This is a genomic window from Xanthomonas fragariae, assembly GCF_900183975.1.
Taxonomy (GTDB): Bacteria; Pseudomonadota; Gammaproteobacteria; order Xanthomonadales; family Xanthomonadaceae; genus Xanthomonas; species Xanthomonas fragariae.
The window spans coordinates 2,457,173-2,480,701 of sequence record NZ_LT853882.1; the positions used below are offsets into that span (position 1 = coordinate 2,457,173).

Here is a 23,529-nt window from a genome sequence, read left to right on the forward strand (position 1 = left end):
CATGGCGAGCTTGACCGACAACGAACTTCGTGCCGTCGCCTACTACAGCATCGGTGTCAGCTCAGAGGGTGGCGATGTAGCCTACAAACTCAGTTATGCTGGCCGTATTATCCATGAAAATGATGGCTCTGTAATGTTGGAGCCTGCTGGCGGCTCGAACAGTGGTTACTCGATAGGCACGCTCCAAACAGACTTTGGTGCGCATCCGAAGGATGCGAGGGCCCTTGTGGATTCTTTTCAGGATTGGGCTAAGACTCACCATCCAGATTGGATTTTAAACGCCCAGCAACAGGCTAAGTTCGCCTTAGATCTTGGCAGAGATGGAAATCATATTCGCGACCCAAATTTCGATGCAGATAAAAAAATATATCACGGTAAAAAAAATATCCCATCCGATCACATGCCAAAGGCTGGCCAAGATATTGATCAAACCTTCAAAGCAAAACTTAACGATTACCTGACAACGAATGCAGGAATATCATTTATCCATCAAAGAGATACTTCCCAAGTCGATAAATTAATGGAATCCGTTGTACCCATCTTAAAAAGCACTGACCTTTATAAAAACTCCGACCCACAAGATCAAGCCAAAATATTCGCCATCGTCGGAAAAGCATACAATCAAAGTGATTCTCTTGGTCAGGACATCCTAAAAGACGTAAGTCATCAAAAAATAGATAGTCTTGAAGGAATAAATCATAAGATCGACAGCTTTGTAAAACGAGACCCAAAGCACCCCGATCGGCCCACCTACATGGAGTCTGGCCGCGATGCCGCACTGAGAGGCGCCGAGACCTTCAATGCCTTGCGCAACGCAAGCGAAGCCAACCCCCTGCACGCCCCCTGGCAGGCCGTCATGGCCAATCCCCTGGTCGACCCCACTCAACTACACGCCGACCCCAAACATCCCCACCTCACCGAGCAATACACCACGGTCAAAGCCCTCTTTGTCGATCCGGTTCAAGGGCGCGCCTTTGTGCAAGCGCTCGAACACGGCAGTTCGCACAATTACGGCGATCCCGCCAAATCCAACTCCCGTGGTTTCTACGCCGAAGGCAAAGACTTCGTGCAATGGGATCGGGATGGACACGGGCGCGCCTTCGTCGGTGGCCAGTGGTCAGAGGTCTCCCGCAGCGAACTTGCCCTTGCTCAAAATCAAGACGGTACCCTCGACGTCAATCTCAACCGCAACGGCCAAACCCACAGCCTGCTTCACGTCACGCATCCGTCGCTTCACCACCACAGTCCTGCATCAGCGCACGCGCACCACGGCCATGACGCTGGCACCTTGCACCAGAGCATGCCTGCACATGCGACCACCCTCGATCAGCACATGCCCGGCATGCCATCAGCGGCGCACTCGCAGAGCGCCGCACGGCATGACAATCCCGTTGTGGGCGGGCCAACAACGGGGCATGTGCCGCTCACCCTGCCGGCGGCGAAACCACCACACCTCCCGTTGACGACAACACAGCCCCTGGAGCCCGGCGACCGCGGCGCCGCCGTACAAGCCTTGCAACAACACTTGCAGACCATCGGCGCCACCGACCGCGATGGCAACGCCATCAAGGACGACAGGCACTACGGCCCACGCACTCAGCAGGCGGTGGAGAACTTCCAACTCTGGACCGGCCGCAACACCACCGGCATCGCTGATCCAGGCACACTCGAAGCACTGCAAACGCATGCCCAATTCGCCACCCGCCAGAAGGCGCAGGACCTCGCCCCAGGTCGCCATCTTGCCGATCACGCCCAGCCTGCCTCTTCCCATTTGGCCGATGCCGTCGCCGAGCGACCGGCCCAGTCGCGCCCCGACCTCGCAACTGCTCAGCAGCAGGCCGCGCCCAGGGCGCTGGAACCCTACAGCAACCCCAATTCCCCACTGCACGCGCTCTACGCCCAGACCAAGACCACCCTGGAAGGCAAGGACGTGCCGATGTCCGAGGAACGCCTGCATCAGGTCGTCGGCAAGATGGCGCTCTATGACATGAGTCCAGGGGGGAATAATCAGTTCGCGGTCAAGGGCGATACGCTCTATGTCATCGATCTCGATGCCTGCTACAACCGCTTCAGCCTAGACCTGCGCGAACCGGCGCCGTCGATGCAGGCCACCCTCCAGCACGTGCAGACCCAGCAGCAGACACTGGAAGCAGAGTTGTCCAGCATGCGGGAGCCGCCGTCCTATAGCCGGTAGTGATAGGCATCGCATGATCGCAACGGAACCCCACACACGGAGACTGCGCCTTGTTCAATAAACAACCGACTGACCAATTGCACGTGCATGCCGCAGCTCTGACGGCGCTGCGCCAGCGTCAACTCCCGGTGATGCACACCTGCCAAGCCGAACTTGCACACGGCGTAGGGCAGTTACAGACTAAAGGGAAGATGACGGCCACCATGATCTATGCCTGGTATGGCCTCGAAACATTGGCCGATGCACATGCGGCAACGCTGCGCGCGCTGACTGACGAACACGATTCTGGTGCCCAGATGCTGGCACAGGGCACCATTGAGATGGCGGTCGACGTTATCTATCTGTTTGGCGACCTGGAGGGAGATCGCATCGCGGCCGCATTACGGCACCATATCGACGCCCAGATCGCCCGCTTCAAGGCATGGCAGGTGGCGCAACCGGAAGAGACCGTCGCCAGCCAATGGGCAGATAAATTGGCATCTGACAGCCGTAAGACCTCCTGGTACGCCGATGCCGCCCACTGGCCGGGCCTGGGCGCCCGGGCCGATGCCGCAGGGGTCGGGCGCTGGGTTCATCCGGTCATGGCATCGGCGGCAAATGTCACGCAGCTACTGGCTGCCGGCACACAGAATTACCTGCTCTGCGAACAGGGATCGCCGGCCCTGCGCAGTGCCACGCACGCCTATCGCTCGGCGAAGATAGGCTCAGATGCGGCATACATGGAAGCCGTCGCTTTGTCGCTGTTCGCCCGGGCGTTGCATGCCATCGCCACGATCCTTGGAGATAAAGTGGCTCTCACTATCGCGCAATCGACTGCCGAGAAGATGGACACCCTATTGGCCGAACACCAGACATCTGCCGCGGCACAGCAGAACGACGACAACCTGTATATCAAGCTCTTCTAAAGTCGGTTGAAACCACAACCGAGGCGGCCAGGCATCGCCCGCTCTCGACGTCGGCCGCAGGTGCGGTAGCATGAGGCCCAACCCCGGGCCGATGCCCACGCCCAAAAAACCAACGGCTCAGCCGCGCAGCTTGGTTAGCAATTCGCGCGTTACCGGGTCGGCCACATCGACAGACTCGCCCTTCAGCGCCGGCAGCAACTGGCTGGCCAACTGCTTGCCCAACTCCACGCCGAACTGATCGAACGCATTGATGCCCCACATCACCGACTGCACGTACACGCTGTGTTCGTACATCGAGATCAGCGCACCCAGCGCTTGCGGGGTGAGCGCATCGAGCAGGATCACCGTACTCGGGCGGCCACCCGGATAGCTGCGGTGCGGGTCGCTGCTGTCCTGGCCGTTGGCCAGTGCTTCGGTCTGCGCCAGCACGTTGGCCATCAGCGCAACATGGTTTTGCGCATACGGGTCGTCGTTGTGCACGGTGCCGATGAAATCGGCCGGCACCACGCTGGTGCCCTGGTGAAGCGCCTGGAAAAAGCTGTGCTGCACATCGGTGCCTGCACCGCCCCACCACACCGACACGGTATCGCTGTCCACTGCCGAGCCGTCGAGCTTGACACGCTTGCCCAGGCTCTCCATTACCAGCTGCTGCAGATAGGCCGGCAGCAATGCCAGACGCTGGTCGTAGGTCATCACTGCGTACGTCGCGCTGCCGAGCAAATTGCGGTTCCACACCGCAGTCAGTCCGTGCAGCACGGCGACGTTTTCTTCCAGCGGCGTATTGAGCGCATGCGCATCGAACTGCGCCGCGCCTTCGAGCAAGTGTTCGAAGCGCTCGAAGCCGATTGCCAAAGCGATCGGGAAACCGACCGCCGACCACAACGAATAACGCCCCCCCACCCAATCCCACATCGGCAGCACGCGGTCCGGCGCGATATCGAAGGCCTTGCCGGCGCGCTCGGGGTTAGCGCTCACGGCATACAGGCGCTCGCTGCCGCCCAACCAGGCGTGCAGGATGTTGCCGTTAAGCAGCGTTTCCTGGGTGCCGAAGGTCTTGGAAATCAGGATGCCGGCGGTGCGCGCCGGGTCCAGCGTGGCCAACGTGCGCTGCATTGCCGCGCCATCGACGTTGGAGACGAAATGCACACGGAAACGCGCGCCGGACGGCGCACGCAATGCGTCGGCGACCAGGCGCGGCCCCAGATCAGAACCGCCGATGCCTACACTGACGATGTCGGTGACATCGGTGGCTTGCAGCTGCTGGATCAACGCGCCCATGCGTTGGCGCACTTCCGCAGCAGTGGCATACGCTTCCGAGGCTACTGGCTCATCGGTCAGATCACCGCGCAACGCGGTATGCAGTGCAGCGCGTTGTTCGGTGACATTGACCTGCTCGCCACGGAATAAGCGCTGGAATGCGCCGGCCAGGTCACGCGCGCGTGCGATGGCGAACAAGGCATCGAGCGCGGCGCGGTCGTACTTCTGGCGTGCGAAGTTGAAATACAGCGGACCGACTTGCCTGGCGTATTGCGTAGGCCGTTCCGGCTCGGCGGCAAGCAATGCGGGGATGGCAGCGCCGCGCAAGCGCTGAGCGTGGGCGTGAAGCGCGTCGAATCCGTTGGTGTGTGTCATGCGGCCTGCGTGGGGATGCTGTGGTTGGTGTGGGAGATCGCATTGTGCGCGTCCACATATACCAGATTGGGTTGAAAGGTCTCGGCTTCGTCTTCGCTCATGCTCGCGAATGCGGCAACGATGATCAGATCGCCAACCTGCACGTGACGCGCAGCGCCACCGTTGAGCGACATGATGCCGCTGCCTTCCTCGGCACGGATGGCGTAAGTGTTGAAACGCGCGCCGTTGGTGACGTCCCAGATATGGACCTGTTCGAATTCGCGGATGCCGGTCGCTTCCAGCAGCAGGCCGTCGATAGCGATCGAGCCCTCGTAGTTAAGCTCGGAGTGGGTGACGGTGGCGCGGTGGATCTTGGCTTTCAGCAGGGACAGGTGCATGGACGGGCAACGACAAATAGAGAGCCGCCATTTTAGCGGAAAGCGCCTGCGCCCAACGGCCCGCAATGCAGTCGGTGATGAGGGCTTCAGCCCGGCCGCAGCGGTGACCTGCAGAATTCCAGGTTGTCGATCAACCGCGTATTGCCCAGTCGGGCCGCGATCAGGGCCACGCGCGCGCCAGCGTGGCTGTCGCCAGGCTCGCTCAGATCAGGCAGGCGCACCACCGCATAATCGACACGGAAACCGGCCTGTTCCAGCGCCTGGGTGGCTATCCCTTCAACCTGCGTACGCGGTGCGCCGGCGGCGTAACTGTCGCGCATCTGCAGCAGCACCTTGCAGATCTGCGTCGACTGCCGGCGCTCTTCGGCCGACAGATACTGGTTGCGCGAACTCATCGCCAAGCCGTCGGCCTCGCGCATGATGCTGCCGCCCAGGATCTCGATTGGAAACGCCAGGTCCGCCGCCATCTGCCGGATCACCGCCAGCTGTTGGTAATCCTTCTTGCCGAAAGCGGCCACGTCCGGCTGTACCTGATTGAACAGACGCGCCACCACGGTGCACACGCCATCAAAATGCCCAGGACGGCACACGCCTTCCAGCACGTCGCTGACGCCAGGCGCATGGAGCGGCGTGGCCAGTGCGGTGCCGAGCGGATACATGGTGTCCACGTCCGGCAACCACAGCGCATCGCAACCGGCGTCTTCCAGACCGCGCAGATCGGCCTCGGGCGTCCGCGGATAACGCGCGAAATCTTCATTCGGGCCAAACTGGGTCGGGTTGACGAATACGCTCGATACCACGCGGTCGGCGTACTGCCGCGCCAGCATCACCAGCGAATAGTGGCCGGCATGCAGGTTGCCCATGGTCGGCACCAACGCCACGCGCAACCCTTCGCGCTTCCAGCCGGTGACCAGTGCGCGTAGTGCGGAAAGACCGGTAATGGTCTGGATCATGCGGCGTAAGCGTGCTCTGCATCTGGAAAGCTGCCATCGCGCACGGCCTGCGCGTAGGCGCGCACCGCGCCTGCCACAGAGCCGCCTTCTGTCAAGAAATTCTTAACGAACTTGGGGCGGCGATGGCCACTGTCCAAGCCCAGCATGTCGTGCATCACCAGCACCTGGCCGTCGCAACCAGGGCCAGCACCAATACCGATGGTGGGAACGCTGAGCTCGGCGCTGATCTGTGCGGCGATCGGCGTGGGCACGCACTCCAGCACGACCAAGTTGGCACCGGCGTCGACCACCGCCTGCGCGTCGCGGCGCAACTGCTCGCCGGCTTCGCCACGTCCCTGCACCATGTAACCGCCGAAACGCAGCACCGATTGCGGGGTCAACCCCAGGTGCGAGCAGACCGGGATCTCGCGCTCGACCAGATAGCGAATGACCTCGAGCTTGTGGCCGGCGCCTTCGATCTTGACCATCTCCGCACCGGCCTGCAACAGCTGCGTGGCGGCGTCGAGTGCGCGCTCCGGCGTGGCATCGGCTTGGAACGACAGATCGGCCACCAGCAACGCGCGCTCCAGTGCACGCGCCACCGAAGCGGTGTGGTAGACCATGTCGGCGGTGGTCACCGGCAAGGTGGAATCGTGCCCCTGCACTACCATGCCCAACGAGTCGCCGACCAGGATCAGGTCCACGCCGTTGGCATCGAAGGTCCGCGCAAAGCCGGCGTCGTACGCGGTCAACATGACCAGTTTTCGACCGTCGCGCTTGGCCCGCGCCAAGGCGGGCACGGTCCAGGGCTTGCTGTCGGTATGGCTGCTCATAAACTCATTAGGTGGGGTGATAAGCGGCCATTATCTACCCAATCGGCCCCAGCCCGCAGACATCGATGGTTTGCAGGGCGCGCCGCACTGTTCCATGGCCCGGAATGATTGCCTCGGGCGCAAGTTCCGACAGCGGCAACAGCGCAAACCCACGCGCCTGCAGATGTGGATGCGGCACCTGCAGGCGCGGCAGGTCAATCACCTGGTCGGCATACAGCAGCAGATCCAGATCCAACGTGCGGGGGCCCCAGCGCTCGCCGTCCAGACGCGTCCGGCCGAAGTCCTGCTCGATACCGAGCAAGGCATCCAGCAGTTGCAGCGGCGCCAGCACGGTGTGCAGCTGCGCCACGGCGTTGATGAAATCGGGCTGGTCTTCGCGGCCCCAGGCAGGCGTACGGTACAGGCGCGACGCCGAAATCAACGTGGATTGCGGCAACACCCCAAGGGCGGCGATGGCCGCGCGCACGCTGGCGTCGGCCTGGCCCAGGTTGGCACCCAGGCCGACAAAGGCAGTGTGCATGCCCTACTCGCCTGCAGGCGCGCCGGTGCGGCGGCGGCGGCGACGCTTGCGCGGCGCGCCCTCTTCGCCCTCGTGATCGGTCTGCGCGGTTTCGATCGCATCAGCCAGCTCCTGGCCGGAAGACTTCTGCGCCTCGCGCCAGAACTCGACATCGGCCGCGTGATCAGCCGACGCAAACTGGCGCAGCACCAGGAAATCGAACGCGGCACGGAAACGCGGATGCGACAAGCTGCGCAACACGCGCTTGCGCTGACGCGAGGAGAACCGCGTCTGCAACAACCAGATTTCCTGCATCGGCAGCGAAAAACGGCGCGGCAGCGCCACACGCTCCAGCTGATGCAAGGTGACCCGGTCGGCGGCGCGACGCTGCGCGTCTTCCGGCAGCACGCCCTGCGCCTGCAAGCCCATCAAGGTGCGGCAGAACGCTGGCCACAGCAGCAACGCGAACAGGAACGCGGGCGACACTGGCTCATCGTTGGCCACGCGCGCATCGGTATTGCGCAGACCTTCCAGCACCATGGCGCGCAGCGCGCCGCTGCGGTTGGAACGCAGCGCAGCCGCACTTTCCGGGAACAGCACGCCGAGCAGGCCGTAACGCTCCAGGCCTTCGAAACTGGCCACGCCGTGCCCGGACAGGAACAGCTTGAGAATTTCTTCGAACAACCGCGCTGGCGCGGCTTCAGACAACAACCCGGCCAGACGCGGAATCGGCTCGGCGGTGCTCGCTTCAATATCGAAATTCAATTTGGCCGCCAGACGCACCGCACGCAGCATGCGCACCGGATCTTCCCGGTAACGCAGCTCCGGGTCGCCGATCAGTTTCATCAGGCGCGCCTGCACGTCTTCGAAGCCGCCGCAGTAATCGCGCACCGAAAAATCTTCGATGGCGTAGTACAAGGCGTTGCAGGTGAAGTCTCGACGGATCGCGTCGTCTTCGATGGTGCCGTAGACGTTGTCGCGTACCAGCCGGCCATTATCCAGCTCACGGTCGCCACTGCCGTCGTCGATGTTGGCGCGGAATGTCGCCACTTCGATGATCTCGCGACCAAACACTACGTGCGCCAGACGGAAACGGCGGCCGATCAGACGACAGTTGCGAAACAGCGCTTTGACTTCTTCCGGCGTGGCGCTGGTGGCGACATCGAAATCCTTAGGATGGCCGCCGACCAGCAGATCGCGGACTGCGCCGCCGACCAGGTAGGCACCGAAGCCGGATTCGCGCAGACGATACAGCACGCGTAGCGCGTTGGGGCTGATGTCCTTGCGCGAGATGGTGTGCTGATCGCGGGGGATGACGCGCAGCGTGAACGGAGATGGAACTGAGGATTCGATGATGGCGCTTCCGTCTTGTGTTTCAGGATTGCCCAACGGCTTTTAGCCCACTATACTAGCGTGCTACAAAAGACGCACCAAACGCTCCCTTCGTCTAATGGTTAGGACGTGGCCCTCTCAAGGCTAAAACAGGGGTTCGAGTCCCCTAGGGAGCACCACCGTCGTCCTGCCGCAGAACACGCCAAAGCCCCGCATTGCGGGGTTTTGGCTTTGTGGGGCACCGGTTGCTGCCGCTCATCGGGCAGCGCGCAACAATTCCGTTGACAGGCCGGGCTGGCATGGCACCGATGGCAATGCCATAGATACATCGCACTGATGCGCACATTGGCTGAGGCCGGTTGCAAGGTCGAGCACTTGCTGCCCGGGCGATGCGATCGACAGCGTGATTCAGTCCTGCGGCCACACGTCGTACCGCGTGTTGGCGCGGCATCGCGTCGGCATCGCTCTTACCGATCATGCCGATACAAAAATCATGTATGGCCCGATAAAGACATGGACCTGGGCAATCGTGCGTCCGCACCGACGCATCGTGCGATCAACGTCGCGCCTGCGCACAGTGATGGTAGATCTGCGTGGATATTTGCACTGCATGGCAACTCCTCAATGGGCAAGTGGATGAACGCCTTCGGCGTCGCTTTCGGTTTCGGTCAGGGCATCGTGGGCATGCAGATTTTCGAGATGGCGTTCTGTCAAATCGAACGAGGCATAGTGCTCGGCCAGCAACTTGCGCAAACCTCGCGCGGCATCTTCGACATACATCAAATCGGCGCCATTCAAGCGCGCAAACACTGACTCATCGATACGCCGTACTGCGGCCTGCACCGGCGTCGCATAGACCTGCTCGCATAGCCCAACCAGCTCGCGAATATCGAACCGCTGCACGCAGGCAATAAACTCCCTCCGCACTTGCGCACCGTTCTGCGACAACGCGAACACCGACGCCCCGCGTGCGTCGCGCGTTGGCCCGACATCGGCATGGATGGCATGTGGCTGCGCCAGATCGAGCACCACGCGCAGCCCATCGACATGCGGGGCGCTGCGGATACGGCATTGGCGCTCCGCTGCCGGACATAAGCAAGACCATCACCAAAAAAGGCCGCGCAATGCGCGCGGCCTTTTTTGATTTTCATGCAGATAGCAGGAATAACAGAAAAATTAGCCTTCCATTTGCTCAAGCTCCTTACCCTTGGTCTCGTGGACGTACTTGAGCACAAAGAATACCGAGATGAGCGCGGCGACGGTATAGATGCCATAGGCGCCGGCTAGGCCAATGCTGCCGAGCAGGATCGGGAAGCTGACGGTGATGGCGAAGTTGGCCGTCCACTGCGCAGCTCCGGCAATCGCCAGGCCCGAGCCGCGGATCTGGTTGGGGAACATCTCGCCCAGCATCACCCACATCACCGGGCCCCACGAGGCGTTGAAGAACACCACATAGACGTTGGCGGCCACCAGCGCGAGCATGCCCATGGCGTCGGACATGGCGAGCTTGCCATTGGGATCCAGCGAAGCCGTGGCAAAGGCGTAGGTCACCATGGCCAGCGACACCGCCATGCCCGCCGAGCCGATCCACAGCAACGGCTTGCGGCCGATCTTGTCGACCAGCATCACCGTGACCAGGCAGGCTCCGATGCTGAGGCCGCCAGAGAGCACGTTGATCAGCAGTGCGTCCTGCTCGGAGAAGCCTACCGCCTGCCACAGCACCGCACCGTAGTAGAACACCACGTTGATGCCGACCAATTGCTGGAACACCGCCAGGCCCACAGCGATCCAGACAATCGGGCGGACCTTGCCGGTGGCCTTGTTGATCAGGTCGGAGAACTTGGGCTTGTGCTGGTCTGCCGACATCGAGGCCGAGATCTCAGTCAACTTGGTCTGCGCGGCGGCGTTGCCGTACAGACGCTTCAACACCACCAGCGCCTGCTCGCGACGACCCTTGACCACCAGAAAGCGCGGGCTCTCCGGGATGACCAGCAACAGCAACAGGAACAGCAACGACGGGACCGCCTGCATCCAGAACATCCAGCGCCATGCGGCCTGCCCGCCCCACAGCGGCTCGGTGGAGGCACCGGCGGCATTGGCGAGCAGATAGTTGCTCAAAAACGCGCAGAACAGCCCACTGATGATGGCGATCTGCTGCAGCGTGGCGAGCCGGCCGCGATAGCGCGCAGAGGCGACCTCGGCGATATAGGCCGGCGAGATGACGCTGGCCGCGCCCACCGCAAAGCCGCCCATCACACGGGCGAGAATGAAAAAGCCGGAGTTGTGCGAAGCACCGGCGCCAATGGCCGAGAGCAGGAACAGCGCCGCAGAAATGATCAGGACGGCGCGGCGACCCCAGCGGTCGGCCAGACGGCCGGCGAAGAAGGCGCCGATGGCGCAACCCAGCAGCATCGAGGCGACTTCGAACCCGGTCTCGGCGGCGCTGGACTGAAAGGTCTGCTTCAGGCCATCGACCGTGCCATTGATCACGCCACTGTCGAAACCGAACAAAAAGCCACCGATCGTGGCCACGCAACTGATCAGGATGATGAAACGGGTGTTCTCGCCGGCATCGGGGGCGCCGTTTATGAAGACACTGGACATGGGTTCACCTGAAAGCATGCAAAGGAGCGGCCACGAAGGTGGCCGACATCGGCCGGCGAGGCAGTGCGCCGCCCGCCACGGGACATCAACGGGTCAGATACTGATTGATCAGGTTTTCATACGCTTCCTGGTGGCCGCTGATCTGCTTGGGCTCACCGCTGCTCGCAGCATAGTCGGCCAGGTCCACCAATGTGCTGGTGCCATCGGCGAAAGCCGCACCGGCAGCGCTGTCAAAGCTGGCGTAACGCTCGGCACGCCAGCGTTCCAACGGCGACGAAGCGAGCAGCGCATGGGCCACTTCCAGCCCGCGTGCGAACGCGTCCATGCCGCCGATGTGGGCCAGGAACAGATCCTGCGGGTCGGACGATTCGCGACGCACCTTGGCATCGAAATTCAGGCCGCCCGATGCCAGCCCGCCCTGACGCAGCACCACCAGCATCGCGCCGACGGTGTCGTACAGATCGGTCGGGAACTGGTCGGTGTCCCAGCCGTTCTGCGGATTGCCGCGGTTGGCATCGATGCTGCCGAGCAAGCCGGCATCAGAGGCGACCTGCAGGTCATGCTCGAAGCTGTGACCAGACAGCGTGGCGTGGTTGGCTTCGATATTGAGCTTGAAATCCTGATCCAGGCTGTGCTGACGCAGGAAGCCGATCACTGTGGCGCTGTCGAAATCGTACTGGTGCTTCATCGGCTCCATCGGCTTGGGCTCGATCAGGAAAGTGCCGCTGAACCCAATGACACGGCCGTAGTCACGTGCCAGGGTGAGAAAGCGCGCCATGTTGTCCTGCTCGCGCTTCATCTGCGTGTTGTGCAGGCAGGCATAGCCTTCGCGGCCGCCCCAGAACACATAGTTTTCGCCGCCCAATTCCACGGTTGCGTCGATGGCGGCCTTGACCTGCACCGCAGCGCGCGCCACCACATTGAAGTCCGGATTGGTCGCAGCACCATTCATGTAGCGCGGGTGCGAGAATAGGTTTGCGGTGCCCCACAACAGCTTGACGCCGGTATCGGCCTGACGCTGCTTGGCAATGCCCACCATGTGCTCGAGATTGCGCTGGTATTGGCCGATGTCGTCGTCATCCGGCGACAGGTCGATGTCGTGAAAGCAGTAGTACGGCACGCCGAGCTTGGTGAAGAACTCGAACGCAGCATCGGCTTTGGCTTCGGCACGGTTCAATGCGGTATTGCCCACATCCCACGGATAGGCGCGCGTGCCCGGGCCGAACGGATCGGCGCCGTTGCCGCAAAAGCTGTGCCAGTAGGCCACTGCAAAGCGCAGATGCTCGGCCATGGTTTTGTCGCCGATCTTTTTGTTGGCGTCGTAGAACTTGAACGCAAGCGGGTTGTCCGAATCGCGGCCTTCGAAGCCGATCTTGCCGATGCCGGGAAAATATTCTTTCGCGCCGATGTAAACAGTGTTGCTCATGGGGTGAGGTGTCCTTCGGTTCTGGGGAGTAAAAGTCAGCCGGCGTAGAGCGGGGTGACGCCACGCAGGTGCTTGAGAAAGTTCTGATAATGCTGCTGATACTGGACCACGCGCTGCGGATCCGGGCGCGCCGATAGCGTGTGGTCGATCTGCAAATGCTCCAGCACCACATCCGACAATGCATCCGCACCGCCGTCATCGCGATCGCAGGCCCACAACGCCTGCAGCCCGGCACCGAAGGCAGCGCCTTCGGGTTGGATTGGCACCACGACCTGCAGGTCGAAGATGTCAGCCACCATCTGCCGCCACTGTGCACTCTTGCTACCGCCACCGGTTAGCAGGATGGTGTCGAACTGCAAACCTGCAGCGACGAACGCATCGAAACCATTGCGCAGGCTGTAGGTGGCCCCTTCCATCGCGGCGCGATAGAAGTGCGCCGGGCTGGTGTTGTGCAGATCCATACCGAACAGACAGCCGCGTGCGGTCGGCAAATCCGGGGTGCGCTCGCCGTTGAAGAACGGCAGCAACACCAAGCCATCGGCACCCGGGGTGGTGCTGGCAATCAGCGCTTCGGTCTGTTCGCGGGTGATGGAAAACATGCGCATCACCGCCTCGGTGGCGACGGTGCAGTTCATGGTGCAGATCAGCGGCAACCAGCCGCCGCTGGAGGAGCAGAACGCGGCCCAGCGTGCGTCGTCGTCCACTACTGGGTGGTCGGCGTAGGCGAACAATGTGCCGGAGGTGCCCAGGCTCATGGTCAGGCGACCAGGCACCACGTTGCCGGTGCCGATCGCAGCCATCATGTTGTCGCCACCGCCGGTGGTGACAAGCACACCGGCCGGAAGATTCAGCGCTTCGGCAGCTGCGTCGGACAACGCATACACCGTGCCCGTTTCGACCAGCGGCGGCAGTGCATCGCGCAGATCGCGCTGTGCATCGACGGCGCCGAGCATGCGCTCGGACCACTGCCGCGTGCGCACGTCCAGCCAACCGGTGCCGGAGGCATCGCCGACCTCGGCGAAACGCTCGCCGGTGAGCCAGAAGTTGACGTAATCGTGCGGCAGCATCACCGTGGTCATTGCCGCATACGCCTCGGGGCGATGCTTGCGCGTCCACGGCAACTTGGAGGCGGTGTAGCCTGCCATGATCGGGTTGCCTGCAATGGCAACGCTGCCTGCCGCGCCACCCACTGCATCCATGATCTGGCCGCATTCCAGCGCAGTGCTGGTATCGCACCACAGCTTCACCGGTGCGGTGACGCTGCCATCGGCGGCCACCGGTACAAAGCCGTGCTGCTGACCCGACACCGAGATGCCGCGCACCTGCGCACGCTGCTCGCCATCGAGCTGCGCAAAGCAATGCACGATGCCGTCGATCCACCACTGCGCCTGCTGCTCGCGGGTGCCGTCGTCGCGGCTGATCAGCTCTATCGGCGCTGCGATGGTGGCGACCACATCGCGCTCTTGCGGATCGTAGGCCACCAGCTTGACGCTCTGCGTGCCCACGTCCAGTCCTATATACAAGCTCATTGCGTCACCAATCGGTTGTTGTCCAAGCCCACCTGCTGGGTGCGGCCTGCGCCCAGTTCCAGGTTCAGGGTCTGCCCTGCGTAGGACAGTTGATAGCGTCCGCCACGATCGCTGTGCAGGCGTGCCTGCTGCAAGCGGCCGTTATCCCATTCCAGGTCCACTCTGGCAGCGCCGCGCACGCGCAAACCGCGCACGCTGCCGCGCGGCCATGCTTTGGGCAATGCGGGCAATAGAAACACACTGCCGCCCCAGCTCTGCAGCAACATCTCGGTGATGCCGGCAGTGCCGCCAAAGTTGCCATCAATCTGGAACGGCGGATGCGCGTCGAACAGATTCGGATAGGTGCGCTCGGGCGCCAGCAGCAATTGCAGAACGCGGTAGGCATGCTCGCCATCGGCCAGGCGCGCCCACAGATTCAGCCGCCAACCGATGCCCCAGCCGGTGGCGTTGTCGCCGCGGATTTCCAGCGAACGCTTTGCAGCAGCGGCAAGCGTGGGCGTGTCGCGCAGATTGATCTGGCTGGACGGATGCAGCGCGTACAGATGCGAGAGGTGACGGTGCTGGATCTGCGGTACCTGCATGTCCCAGTCTTGCTGCCATTCCTGCAACTGCCCCGCCTTGCCGATGCGGTTGGGCGGCAATTGCTTGCGCAACTCACTCAGGCGTTGTGCGAAGTCTGCATCCACCTTGAGCACCTTGCCCATCGTGATGCACTGCGCGAAGAGATCGCGCAGCAGTTGCGCATCCATCGTCGGGCCGGCACACAGCGCAGCATTGAACGGGTGCTGGTTTTCCGGCGACATCGATGGATTGGTCACCATCGCGCCGGTTTGCGGATCGCGCACCAGGGTGGCGACGAAGAACTCCGCCGCGCCCTTGAACAATGGATAGATCTTGCCCAGATACGCACGGTCGCGGCCGTAATCCCAGCGGTCCCACAACTGCTGCAGCAGCCATACGCCACCCATCGGCCACAGGCTCCACTTCGCAGCATCGATCGGCCCGGCCTGGCGCCATAAATCGGTGTTGTTGTGGACCACCCAACCCGGCGCGTCGTACATCACACGTGCGGTGCGCGCGCCGGTCTTGGCAAGATCAAACAACATGGATTCCAGTGGTTCGAGACACTCGTGCAGCGCGTTGGCCTCGCTGGGCCAGTAGTTCATTTCGGTGTTGATGTTGATGGTGTATTTGCTTTCCCACGGCGGCAGCATCAGGTCGTTCCAGATGCCCTGCAGATTGGCCGGCTGCGTACCGGGCCGCGAGCTGCAGATCAGCAAATACCGACCGAACTGGTGATACAGCGCAGCCAGCGCAGGATCGTTTCCCTGAGCAAAACGCTGCACGCGTTCGTCGGTGGGCAGCTGCGCTGCTTCGCTGGTGCCCAGGTCGATCGCCACGCGCCGGAACAACCGCTGGTGATCGGCCAGGTGCGCGCGCAGCACTGCAGTGTAGTCCAGCGTGCCGGCCTTCTGCATGCTTGCTGCCGTCAGCGCAAGCGGATCGCCATCGACTGCGTCGTAGCGTCGGTAGCTGGTAGCGGCCGTAAGCAGCAGCACCACTTCATCGGCGCCTTCGATACGCAGACGGTCGCGTAAATAGCCAACCGTGCCACCCTTGACCTGCGGCAGCACGCGCAATGCGAAACGCAGCTTGCCAACGATACCGGCAAAGCTGCGGTTGCGACCGCTGAACAACAGGCCGCCCCGCTCCACCGTGACCTCGCCGCTCTGTGGACTATCGATGCCCACGCGCAACGAGATGGCGCGCGCACGATCGCACGACAGGCGCACCACGATGCATTGCGATTGCGCCGAAACGAACACCTCGCGCCGATGCAATGCACCGCCGGAACGGAACGTGGTGGTCGCCATCGCGGTATCGAGATCGAGCTGGCGACGATAGTCGCTGATGCCGTCGGCGCGATCGAAATCCAGCAACAGATCACCCAACGGTTGATACGGCATCTGCTTGAGCGGACGCGAAAGCAGCTTGGCGTCGGCCAGCGTTTCGGCCTCTGCATAGCGGCCGGAAAAAATCAGAGCGCGTACCTGCGGCAACGCCGCCAACGCCTCGGGGCTGGTGGCGTCGTACGGGCCTCCTGCGTACAGCGTGTCCTCGTTGAGTTGCAGGCGTTCGTGGGCAATGCCGCCCCACACCATCGCGCCCAGCCGGCCGTTGCCGACCGGCAAGGCCTGTACCCATTCGTTGGCTGGTTCGCGATACCACAGCTGCAAGGCGTCGCCGGCCGCGACGGCAGGCAGCGATTGATTGCCGGCTGCCTTGGCGACTGCCGGCGCAGCAACCGCGGACGCGGCCGGCGCAGCACCCAGCACCGCGAGTGCGGCACCGGTTGCTTTACAGACTTCCCTGCGGGTCAGCACGTGCACCACCGTGCTGCATGACCGGACCTACACGCCCGAGCCTCGCGGCGATCCGGCATCTGCGCACTCACTGACTGACAACGACCTGCGATCATCGACGACGCGCTTTGCCGGACGCAATCTTGCGCTGCAACACGCTGACCGGCCTGCCATCGTACTGGATGCTGGCGTCGGTCTTGGGTTCGAGCGCACCGGCATCCTCGCGCGGGCCGTCGACGAAGCGCACGTTGACGGTGCGCTTGGCCTGCATGCCGGTCCAGCTGCCTTCGCGCTTGCCGATGCTCAGCTCGCCCTTGGCCTGGTTCCAGCTCAGCGGAATGCAGCTGAACTCGCCCTTCTCGTAGCCGTAGCCCTTGCCGTCGTCCTCATACAGCGAGAACTGGCCGTCGGCGCCGGTGTAGACCACCACGGTGAGCGGTGCGTCCGGCGTCTGGTCCACGTATTCCTGCACCGGGCCGGTCGGCACGATGGAACCGGCACGCACGAACAACGGCATGCGCTCGATCGGCGCGGCCGCTTCGATGCTCTGGCCACCTTCGTAGCGCTTGCCGGTGGAAAAATCCAGCCAGCTACTGCCGGCCGGCAGATACACCTGACGCGAGGTGGCGCCGAAGCGGGTGACCGGTGCGACCAGGAACGCCGGTCCGAACAGGTACTGGTCGTTGATGTCACGCACCTTGGGGTCGTTCGGGAAGTCCATCATCATGCCGCGCATGATCACGCCGTCGCGCTGATAGGTGTCGCCGGCCAGGCTGTAGATGTACGGCAGCAACGCGTAACGCAGGCGGTTGTAGTAGACCATGCTGTCGTAGAACGGCGTGCCTTCCGGGGCGATGTTCCAGATTTCGCGGTACGGGAACTGGCCGTGCGAGCGGAGGATCGGCACGAACGCGCCGAACTGGAACCAGCGCGTGTTGAGCTCGCGCCACTCCGGCAAATGCGCCGGGTCCTGGTTTTCGTAGCGCTTCTCCACCGCAAACCCGCCGATGTCGAAGGTCCAGTTGGGCAGGCCCGACAGCGCCATGTTGACGCCCGCGGAAATCTGGTCGTGCATGTCGTCCCAGCGCGAGACGATGTCGCCGCTCCACACTGCCACTGCGTTGCGCTGGGTGCCTGCATAACCCTTGCGCGACAGGATGAACACACGCTTGTCGTCGGCCGCGCGGTCGCCCACGTATACGCCATGCGTGTGCGGTAGCGGGTACGAGTTGAAGAACTCGGTGGACGGGCCCAGCGCGGTCGGCGTGGTGCGTGCCTTGCGCTCGCCGATATCCAGGTTGGAATGCACGTCCGGCTCGTCGGCGTCCATCCACCAGGCATCGAAGCCCTTGCTGTTGAGCTTCTCGTTGACCTGGCGCCAGTAGATCGCCTGCGCTTTTTCCGAATACGGGTCGTAGAACGAGTTCTTGTAGCCCTTGGCGATCCAGTCCAGCTCACCCACTTCGACATTGCGCTTGTACATGAAACCGGCGGCATCCAGTTCCTTGTAGTTGGCGGTGGTGGGATAGAACTTGGGCCAGATCGAAATCATGATCTGCGCGTGCATGTCGTGCACGGACTTGACCATGCCATCCGGATCCGGGAAGTGCTGTGGATCGAAATCGTGCGAACCCCAGGCGTTTTCCGGCCAGTACGACCAATCCAGCACGATGTTGTCCAGCGACAGCTTGCGCTTGCGGTATTCGGCCAGCACGCCAACCAACTCATCCTGGCTCTTGTAACGCTCGCGGCTCTGCCAGAAACCATAGGCCCACTTGGGCAGCATCACCGATTTGCCGGTGAGTTCGCGATAGCCCGCAACCGCCCGGTCGTACGAATCAGCCAAGACGAAGTAGTAGTCGATCATCTGCCCGGCTTCGGACCACAGCGACAGATCGCGGGCTTCGGCGGCAGGCAGCGGGTCGCGATGCAGCAGCGCGATGTAGCTGGGGTCGATCAAGTCCCACTCGACCTTGACGGTATGGCGCTTGCCTGGCTGCAGATCGAGCTTGAACTCGTGATTCCACGGGTTCCAGTTCTGGCGCCAGCGATCGATGACAAGCTTGCCGTCGACGTACACCTTGGCGTACTCGCTCGAATACAGCGAGAAGGTGTGCTCGCCACCGGTGAGCGCTTCGATCTGGCCCTCCCAGGTGACTTGCATGCGGCTGTTCTTGTCCTTGGTGATCGCCTTCTTCGGAAACGTGGTCAGGTCGCTGAGGTACTGATAGTTCACCTCGCTCTCGCGACGTTCGAGAACCTGCTTGCCGTTGATCGCATAGCGCGCGGTCAACGCACCGGTCTTGCCTTTGGCGTCGTAGAGCTTGAGCGTCTTGGGCAGCGGCTGCAGGCCGCGCGGGTCGCCCAGGCGGCTGATCGAATTGTTGTCCCACAGCAGGCCGTACTTGCGGCTGGACACCAGGTACGGCACTGCCATGTCGAGATTGTTCTGCTGCAACTCGACGTTGTGGCCTTTCTGATTCATCCAGCCCTGCTGATGCTGGCCGAAGCCGTACAACGCTTCGTCATCAGGCGACTGAAAGCGCTGACGCACACTCAGATACTGCTTGCCTTCGACTTTGAGCGGGGCAAAGCTGCGCCCGCCGGCCACCTCCGACAACACCGGCTTGCCAGTGGCATCGGCGAAGCTGACATGACCATCGACGGTGGACACGGTAGCGGTGACCTTGCCGGTCTTCAGCTGCACGCTGTCGCCCTGCTCGGCCAGCTGAAATTTGCCCTCGCCCTGCACCGGCACGCGCATCAAGCTGGGGCTGCGCGCGAAATCGCCGTCCGGGTCGGCACTGACGCGGATGATGCCGGCATCGACCACTTGCAGGCGCACCGGTGCGGCGCCCTTGGCGCTCGGCACCACGGTGACGCCATCAGCGGCCTTGCGTACTTCCTGCGCATGCGCAGCATTGGCCAATAAGGCCAGCGACAAAGCCAGACAATGGGCCAGCGCTGTACGCCGATGTGCAGGCGCGGGGCCGGCAAAACGGATGGTGGCTTGCATGTTCACTCCGTTGGATTTGCGAAACGCTGCCGCGGGGGGGGCGGCAGCGCATGGGTTCGATGGATGCAACGTGGCGGAAAGCACGCTACGCAGATGTCCGGTTGCGCAACAGCGCTGGTCGACACGCTTATTCATAGGTCGCCAGCTTGATCTTGAGTAATTGCGGCGCGCTGGAAAAATTTACGCCGTAGTCGGTCTGGTCGCCGTTCCAGTTGCGCTCGAATTTCCAGTCGGTGCCTTCGTAGACGCCTTCTTCGACGCGGTCGTAGAGCATGTTGGCGGTCGCTTCGCTGGCCGGGTGCAAGCTCACGCGCACGTGGTAGCCGGTGACCAGAAATTCGTCCGCGCCCAGCTCCGCGATCAAGGCTGCGCCGATCGGCTCAGAGTTGCCCGGCGGCTTGCCATGGAACCAGAACTGCGGCACGCCATACGTGATCGTGGCGCTCCAACGCTCGTTGAGTTGCAGCTCCTGCACTGCCTGGCCAGGTTCTTCGGCAGTGCCGTGCAGCTTGCCTTCCGAAGCCGCCTTGGCGAACGGACGCATGCCGCGCTTGACCAACTCAAAGCCCAGCGCGAACGGCGCCAGGGTTTCTTCGTTGACGTGCTTGGCGCCCAACGGATAGTTGGAATAGTGCGTGTAATCCATGCCGAACGCCGACCAACCGATGCCGTCATGGCCCAGCGTGGGGAACAGATAACGCGCGTATTCCGGCCGATTGCCGGTTTCGGCAACGAACAAGGCATTGTCCGTACGCGCATAACGCTCCAGCACCGTGGTGTACATGCGGTACTCGGGCATGTAGATGTCCGGTGCCAGCAGATCGATATGCGGGCCGGCGGCCTTCCACACATCGAGCACGTTGTCGGTGGGGCCACCGCTGGCGTACTGACCGGGTTGGCCGGGATTGAACGGGCCGCGCAATGCCGCGTTGACGTACATCGGCAACGGATACTCGGCCTTGCCGGCTGCGGCGACCTGGTCGATGTAACGGCCGATCGACCATGCATGGAAGATCTCGTCCGCGTCGGCACCGAACACCTGCGCCCAGCTGCCCGGCTGCTTGTTCAAATGCGTGAGCAGTTCATCCGGCACCGGGCCGTCGAACAGTTTCTGCGCCATCGGCGAGAAGTCGCGCACGCTGCCGTAGGTGCCCGCCTCGTTCTCCGGCTGGATCATGATCACGGTGTGCTGCGGATCGACCTGCCTGAGATGCTGCATGAAGGCGACAAACGCCTTGCGATCGGCATCCAGCGTGGCCTGCGCATGCGGCGACAGCGAGCCGATCGCCTTGCCTTCGCGCGTCACCACCCGCGGGAAGCGCTGGTTGTCGGTCTTGACCCAATGCGGCGCATACGCCGGGCCGTTGTTCTTCCAGGTCGCAAACCACAGCAGCACCAGCCGCACCTTGTGCTCGCGCGCCTGCGTGAGCAGCATATCGACGAAGGAGAAATCGAACTGGCCTTCTTCCGGCTCGACCTGTTCCCAGGCGATCGGCACCTGCACGGTGTTGGGGCCAAGCACCTGCATCGCCGGCCACACTTTATCCATGACGCCAGGGTAATTGCTGGAGTTATTGACCTGCGCGCCCAGAATCAGGAACGGCGCGCCATCGACCATCAACGCGTGTTTGCCGTCCTTGCTGACGAACTGCGGCATCGGCGTCTGCGCAGCCGGCGCGTGTAAGGTCGCCGACCGCGTCGCTGCAGTGTTGGCAGCCGCTGCGACGGCGGCCGATTGAGATGTGTCGTGCTGCTCGCCGGACTGACACGCGGCCAAAGCCAGCGTCAACGCAGGCAGTAGCAGCGGACGCAGACAACTACGCGCGCCGGAGTGGCAAGTCACACGCACAACGGGGGAATGCATGGACATAAGGCTCCGTGTCACCAGGTATCGGTGCGGAATGGGGAAACAGGAAGGTTCTGGCGATTGACCAGATTGGCGTCGTCCGGGTTCTCGCTCCAACCGTAACGCACTGCCACCGGTGCACGCGCCGCATCGCTGCGCACGATCACCCGGTCGCCATCGATCTGCGCGGTGGCCGGATAAAAGTGCTGGTCGGCGCCAGCAATGCGCAAGCCCTGCGCCGCACCGCCGCCACGCACCTGCAACGCGCTGCCTTGCAGATCCAAGCTCAGCACTGCCTGACCATCGGCGAAGCTTGCGCGCTTGAACACCGGTGCGCTATACACCAGAGTTTCGCCATAGGCGACATGCCGCGCTGCCAGCGCCAAGCGATGGCCGACATCGCGCTTGTTGGTGGGATGGATATCGGTGGGGTTGCCGATATCGATGATCACCGCCTGCCCGGTTGCCGGCAGTGCCAGCGTCTTAGACTGCGACTCACGCAACAGCGCCCACGGACTCAGCTCGCCCTTGTCGCCGCCGGCTTTGAAGTTGGCCAGCTGCACCCACAGAAACGGCAGCGTCTTTGCGCCGCGTTCGCCGCGCCATTGCTGGATCATCGCAGCGAACTGTTCGCGGTATTTCACCGCACCGGTGTCGCTGGCATTGGTTTCGCCCTGGTACCAGATCACGCCCTTGACCGGGAACGGCTGCAGCGGATGAATCATCTGGTTGTACAGCAGCGTGGGCAGCTGATTCTGGTTGTCGGCAAACGATACGCGTACCGCGGCCGGGCGGAATTTCCAGCCGCCCAATGCACGCTTGGCGTCAGCCTTGGACCGTACGAAGCGCTGCGCGTCCGGGCCATGCATGCCGCCGCCGCCATTGAGGTCTTCCACGCGCACCGCGATGTGATTCACACCGGCATGCAATGCCGAGGCAGGCACGCTATAGACGCGCGGCAGGTTCCACTGCTTGACGGTCTCGCCGACCTGGGTGCCGTTGACGTAGGTGATGTCCGATTCGTCGATCTGGCCGACGCCAAGCGCAATGCCGGCCTTGGCCTCGGCTGGACTCAAGGTGACTGTGGTGCGGTACCAGGCGATGCCGTCCATGCCTTTATAACCGCTGGATTCCCATTGCTGGGTGACCGGGATGCTGTCCCAGTCGCTGTCGTCGAAATACGCTTCGCGCCATTGCGGGGTATCCCCTTCCACCTTGGGCCAGCGCGCGATGCGCTTGTCGGTGGCAGCCTGCGCGGCGGCATCGCGCTGCTTACTCGCCTTGATCGCGCCTTGGTTCTGATCGGCAGTCAAGCTCTGCGAGGCCGCATCCATCCACGCCTCGATGGAACTACCGCCCCAGGTGCTGTTGATGATGCCGATCGGCACGCCGGTGCTGGCACGCAGCTCCTTGGCGAAGAAGTAACCGACTGCGGTGAATTCACCAGCGTTCTCTGGCGTCGCAGCCTTCCAGTCGCCACCGGTCAGACCTGCCTGCGGCTGCACCGACCACGACTTGGGCACCTTGAAATGCCGCAATTGCGGGTCGTTGGCGGCAGCCACCGCTTGCGGGCCGTCGCTAGCCTGCGCAAGTGCGAACTCCATATTCGATTGCCCGCTGGCCAGCCAGACATCGCCGACCAGCACATCGCGCACCTGCAACTGGCCGCCATCGCCCTGCACGCTCAGCACGTACGGTCCGCCGGCGTTGTGTGCGGGCAAACTGACTTTCCACTGTCCTGTTGCATCGGCCTTGGCGCTAGCACGCTTGCCGTCGAAGCCGACCGTGATTGCAGCATTGGGCGCTGCCCAGCCCCATACCGGCATCGGTTGGTCGCGCTGCACCACCGCGCCATCGGCAAAAAGCAGCGGCAGCGTCGGCAGCGCCCAGGCGCCGGGGCTGGCCAGCATCAGGCCCAACAGGCAACTGCGGCGAACGAAAGAAGCGGTCATGCAGTGATCTCCAAAGTCGGTGCGGCCACTCGGCGCGCACTGATGCAACGACGCATATCGCCGGACCGGACACGCACTTGCTACGGCGC

The 23,529-nt window shown here is 62.8% G+C and carries 15 protein-coding genes, 1 tRNA gene and 1 pseudogene; 3 read left to right on the forward strand and 14 right to left on the reverse strand.

Going from position 1 to position 23,529, the window contains the following annotated elements; all coding sequences use genetic code 11:
• The first annotated feature begins 1 nt into the window (after position 1).
• Together PD885_RS11360 and PD885_RS11365 are read left to right on the forward strand one after the other, a co-directional pair.
• Positions 2–2,194 (forward strand): peptidoglycan-binding domain-containing protein, encoded by a 2,193-nt coding sequence (locus PD885_RS11360; RefSeq protein WP_088056885.1) that lies wholly within the window; start codon positions 2–4, stop codon positions 2,192–2,194.
• 50 nt (positions 2,195–2,244) lie between these two features.
• Positions 2,245–3,099, forward strand: coding sequence for a hypothetical protein (locus PD885_RS11365; RefSeq protein ID WP_002813720.1), 855 nt, complete (start codon positions 2,245–2,247; stop codon positions 3,097–3,099).
• Between the two features lie 117 nt (positions 3,100–3,216).
• Here PD885_RS11365 and pgi read toward each other — a convergent pair whose 3' ends face one another.
• The 6 genes from pgi to pcnB all read right to left on the reverse strand — a co-directional run bounded on the left by pgi (position 3,217) and on the right by pcnB (position 8,761).
• A complete protein-coding gene (pgi, locus tag PD885_RS11370; RefSeq protein WP_088056886.1) occupies positions 3,217–4,731 on the reverse strand; it encodes a glucose-6-phosphate isomerase in 1,515 nt (504 codons plus the stop codon).
• Positions 4,728–5,108: an aspartate 1-decarboxylase gene (gene panD, locus PD885_RS11375; RefSeq protein WP_002813724.1), complete on the reverse strand. Its 381-nt coding sequence runs from the start codon at positions 5,106–5,108 to the stop codon at positions 4,728–4,730. The genes pgi and panD overlap by 4 nt, the downstream gene beginning before the upstream one ends.
• An 86-nt stretch (positions 5,109–5,194) precedes the next feature.
• The gene (panC, locus tag PD885_RS11380; protein WP_002813726.1) at positions 5,195–6,061 is read right to left on the reverse strand and encodes a pantoate--beta-alanine ligase; all 867 of its coding nucleotides are present in this window, start codon (positions 6,059–6,061) and stop codon (positions 5,195–5,197) included.
• Positions 6,058–6,873 (reverse strand): 3-methyl-2-oxobutanoate hydroxymethyltransferase, encoded by an 816-nt coding sequence (gene panB, locus PD885_RS11385; protein ID WP_002813728.1) that lies wholly within the window; start codon positions 6,871–6,873, stop codon positions 6,058–6,060. Before panB ends, panC begins: the two co-directional genes overlap by 4 nt.
• Before the next feature lie 34 nt (positions 6,874–6,907).
• A complete protein-coding gene (gene folK / locus PD885_RS11390; protein WP_002813729.1) occupies positions 6,908–7,393 on the reverse strand; it encodes a 2-amino-4-hydroxy-6-hydroxymethyldihydropteridine diphosphokinase in 486 nt (161 codons plus the stop codon).
• A 3-nt stretch (positions 7,394–7,396) separates the two neighbouring features.
• Positions 7,397–8,761: a polynucleotide adenylyltransferase PcnB gene (gene pcnB / locus PD885_RS11395; RefSeq protein ID WP_002813731.1), complete on the reverse strand. Its 1,365-nt coding sequence runs from the start codon at positions 8,759–8,761 to the stop codon at positions 7,397–7,399.
• A 47-nt stretch (positions 8,762–8,808) separates the two neighbouring features.
• On the opposite strand from pcnB, the gene PD885_RS11400 reads away from it, so the two are divergent.
• Positions 8,809–8,883 (forward strand) — tRNA-Glu (locus PD885_RS11400).
• Between the two features lie 442 nt (positions 8,884–9,325).
• Here the strand turns inward: PD885_RS11400 and PD885_RS11405 are convergent.
• From PD885_RS11405 to PD885_RS11440, 8 genes and pseudogenes are all read right to left on the reverse strand, one after another.
• A pseudogene (locus PD885_RS11405) lies at positions 9,326–9,742 on the reverse strand (GTP cyclohydrolase, FolE2/MptA family); the annotation flags it as partial.
• Positions 9,743–9,880: 138 nt separating this feature from the next.
• A complete protein-coding gene (locus PD885_RS11410) occupies positions 9,881–11,308 on the reverse strand; it encodes a sugar porter family MFS transporter (RefSeq protein WP_002813736.1) in 1,428 nt (475 codons plus the stop codon).
• An 85-nt stretch (positions 11,309–11,393) separates the two neighbouring features.
• A complete protein-coding gene (gene xylA / locus PD885_RS11415) occupies positions 11,394–12,734 on the reverse strand; it encodes a xylose isomerase (protein WP_002813738.1) in 1,341 nt (446 codons plus the stop codon).
• A gap of 35 nt (positions 12,735–12,769) precedes the next feature.
• Positions 12,770–14,263 (reverse strand): xylulokinase, encoded by a 1,494-nt coding sequence (xylB, locus tag PD885_RS11420; protein ID WP_002813741.1) that lies wholly within the window; start codon positions 14,261–14,263, stop codon positions 12,770–12,772.
• Complete coding sequence (locus PD885_RS11425) at positions 14,260–16,647, reverse strand: glycoside hydrolase family 95 protein (RefSeq protein ID WP_040763005.1); 2,388 nt, start codon at positions 16,645–16,647, stop codon at positions 14,260–14,262. Before PD885_RS11425 ends, xylB begins: the two co-directional genes overlap by 4 nt.
• Positions 16,648–16,738: 91 nt before the next feature.
• The gene (locus PD885_RS11430; RefSeq protein WP_002813746.1) at positions 16,739–19,642 is read right to left on the reverse strand and encodes a TIM-barrel domain-containing protein; all 2,904 of its coding nucleotides are present in this window, start codon (positions 19,640–19,642) and stop codon (positions 16,739–16,741) included.
• A 127-nt stretch (positions 19,643–19,769) separates the two neighbouring features.
• Positions 19,770–21,512: a GH35 family beta-galactosidase GalD gene (galD, locus tag PD885_RS11435; protein WP_040762995.1), complete on the reverse strand. Its 1,743-nt coding sequence runs from the start codon at positions 21,510–21,512 to the stop codon at positions 19,770–19,772.
• A gap of 11 nt (positions 21,513–21,523) precedes the next feature.
• Positions 21,524–23,440, reverse strand: a complete 1,917-nt coding sequence (locus PD885_RS11440) for a sialate O-acetylesterase (RefSeq protein WP_002813750.1) — start codon at positions 23,438–23,440, stop codon at positions 21,524–21,526.
• Positions 23,441–23,529: the final 89 nt, after the last annotated feature.

Excerpts from the sequence above, each read along its gene's own strand:
- PD885_RS11360 (WP_088056885.1), top strand. The coding sequence starts at position 2 with ATGGCGAGCTTGACCGACAACGAACTTCGTGCCGTCGCCTACTACAGC.
- PD885_RS11410 (WP_002813736.1), bottom strand. The coding sequence starts at position 11,308 with ATGTCCAGTGTCTTCATAAACGGCGCCCCCGATGCCGGCGAGAACACC.
- PD885_RS11430 (WP_002813746.1), bottom strand. The coding sequence starts at position 19,642 with ATGCAAGCCACCATCCGTTTTGCCGGCCCCGCGCCTGCACATCGGCGT.
- xylB (WP_002813741.1), bottom strand. The coding sequence starts at position 14,263 with ATGAGCTTGTATATAGGACTGGACGTGGGCACGCAGAGCGTCAAGCTG.
- PD885_RS11440 (WP_002813750.1), bottom strand. The coding sequence starts at position 23,440 with ATGACCGCTTCTTTCGTTCGCCGCAGTTGCCTGTTGGGCCTGATGCTG.
- folK (WP_002813729.1), bottom strand. The coding sequence starts at position 7,393 with ATGCACACTGCCTTTGTCGGCCTGGGTGCCAACCTGGGCCAGGCCGAC.
- panB (WP_002813728.1), bottom strand. The coding sequence starts at position 6,873 with ATGAGCAGCCATACCGACAGCAAGCCCTGGACCGTGCCCGCCTTGGCG.
- panD (WP_002813724.1), bottom strand. The coding sequence starts at position 5,108 with ATGCACCTGTCCCTGCTGAAAGCCAAGATCCACCGCGCCACCGTCACC.
- xylA (WP_002813738.1), bottom strand. The coding sequence starts at position 12,734 with ATGAGCAACACTGTTTACATCGGCGCGAAAGAATATTTTCCCGGCATC.
- panC (WP_002813726.1), bottom strand. The coding sequence starts at position 6,061 with ATGATCCAGACCATTACCGGTCTTTCCGCACTACGCGCACTGGTCACC.
- pgi (WP_088056886.1), bottom strand. The coding sequence starts at position 4,731 with ATGACACACACCAACGGATTCGACGCGCTTCACGCCCACGCTCAGCGC.
- galD (WP_040762995.1), bottom strand. The coding sequence starts at position 21,512 with ATGTCCATGCATTCCCCCGTTGTGCGTGTGACTTGCCACTCCGGCGCG.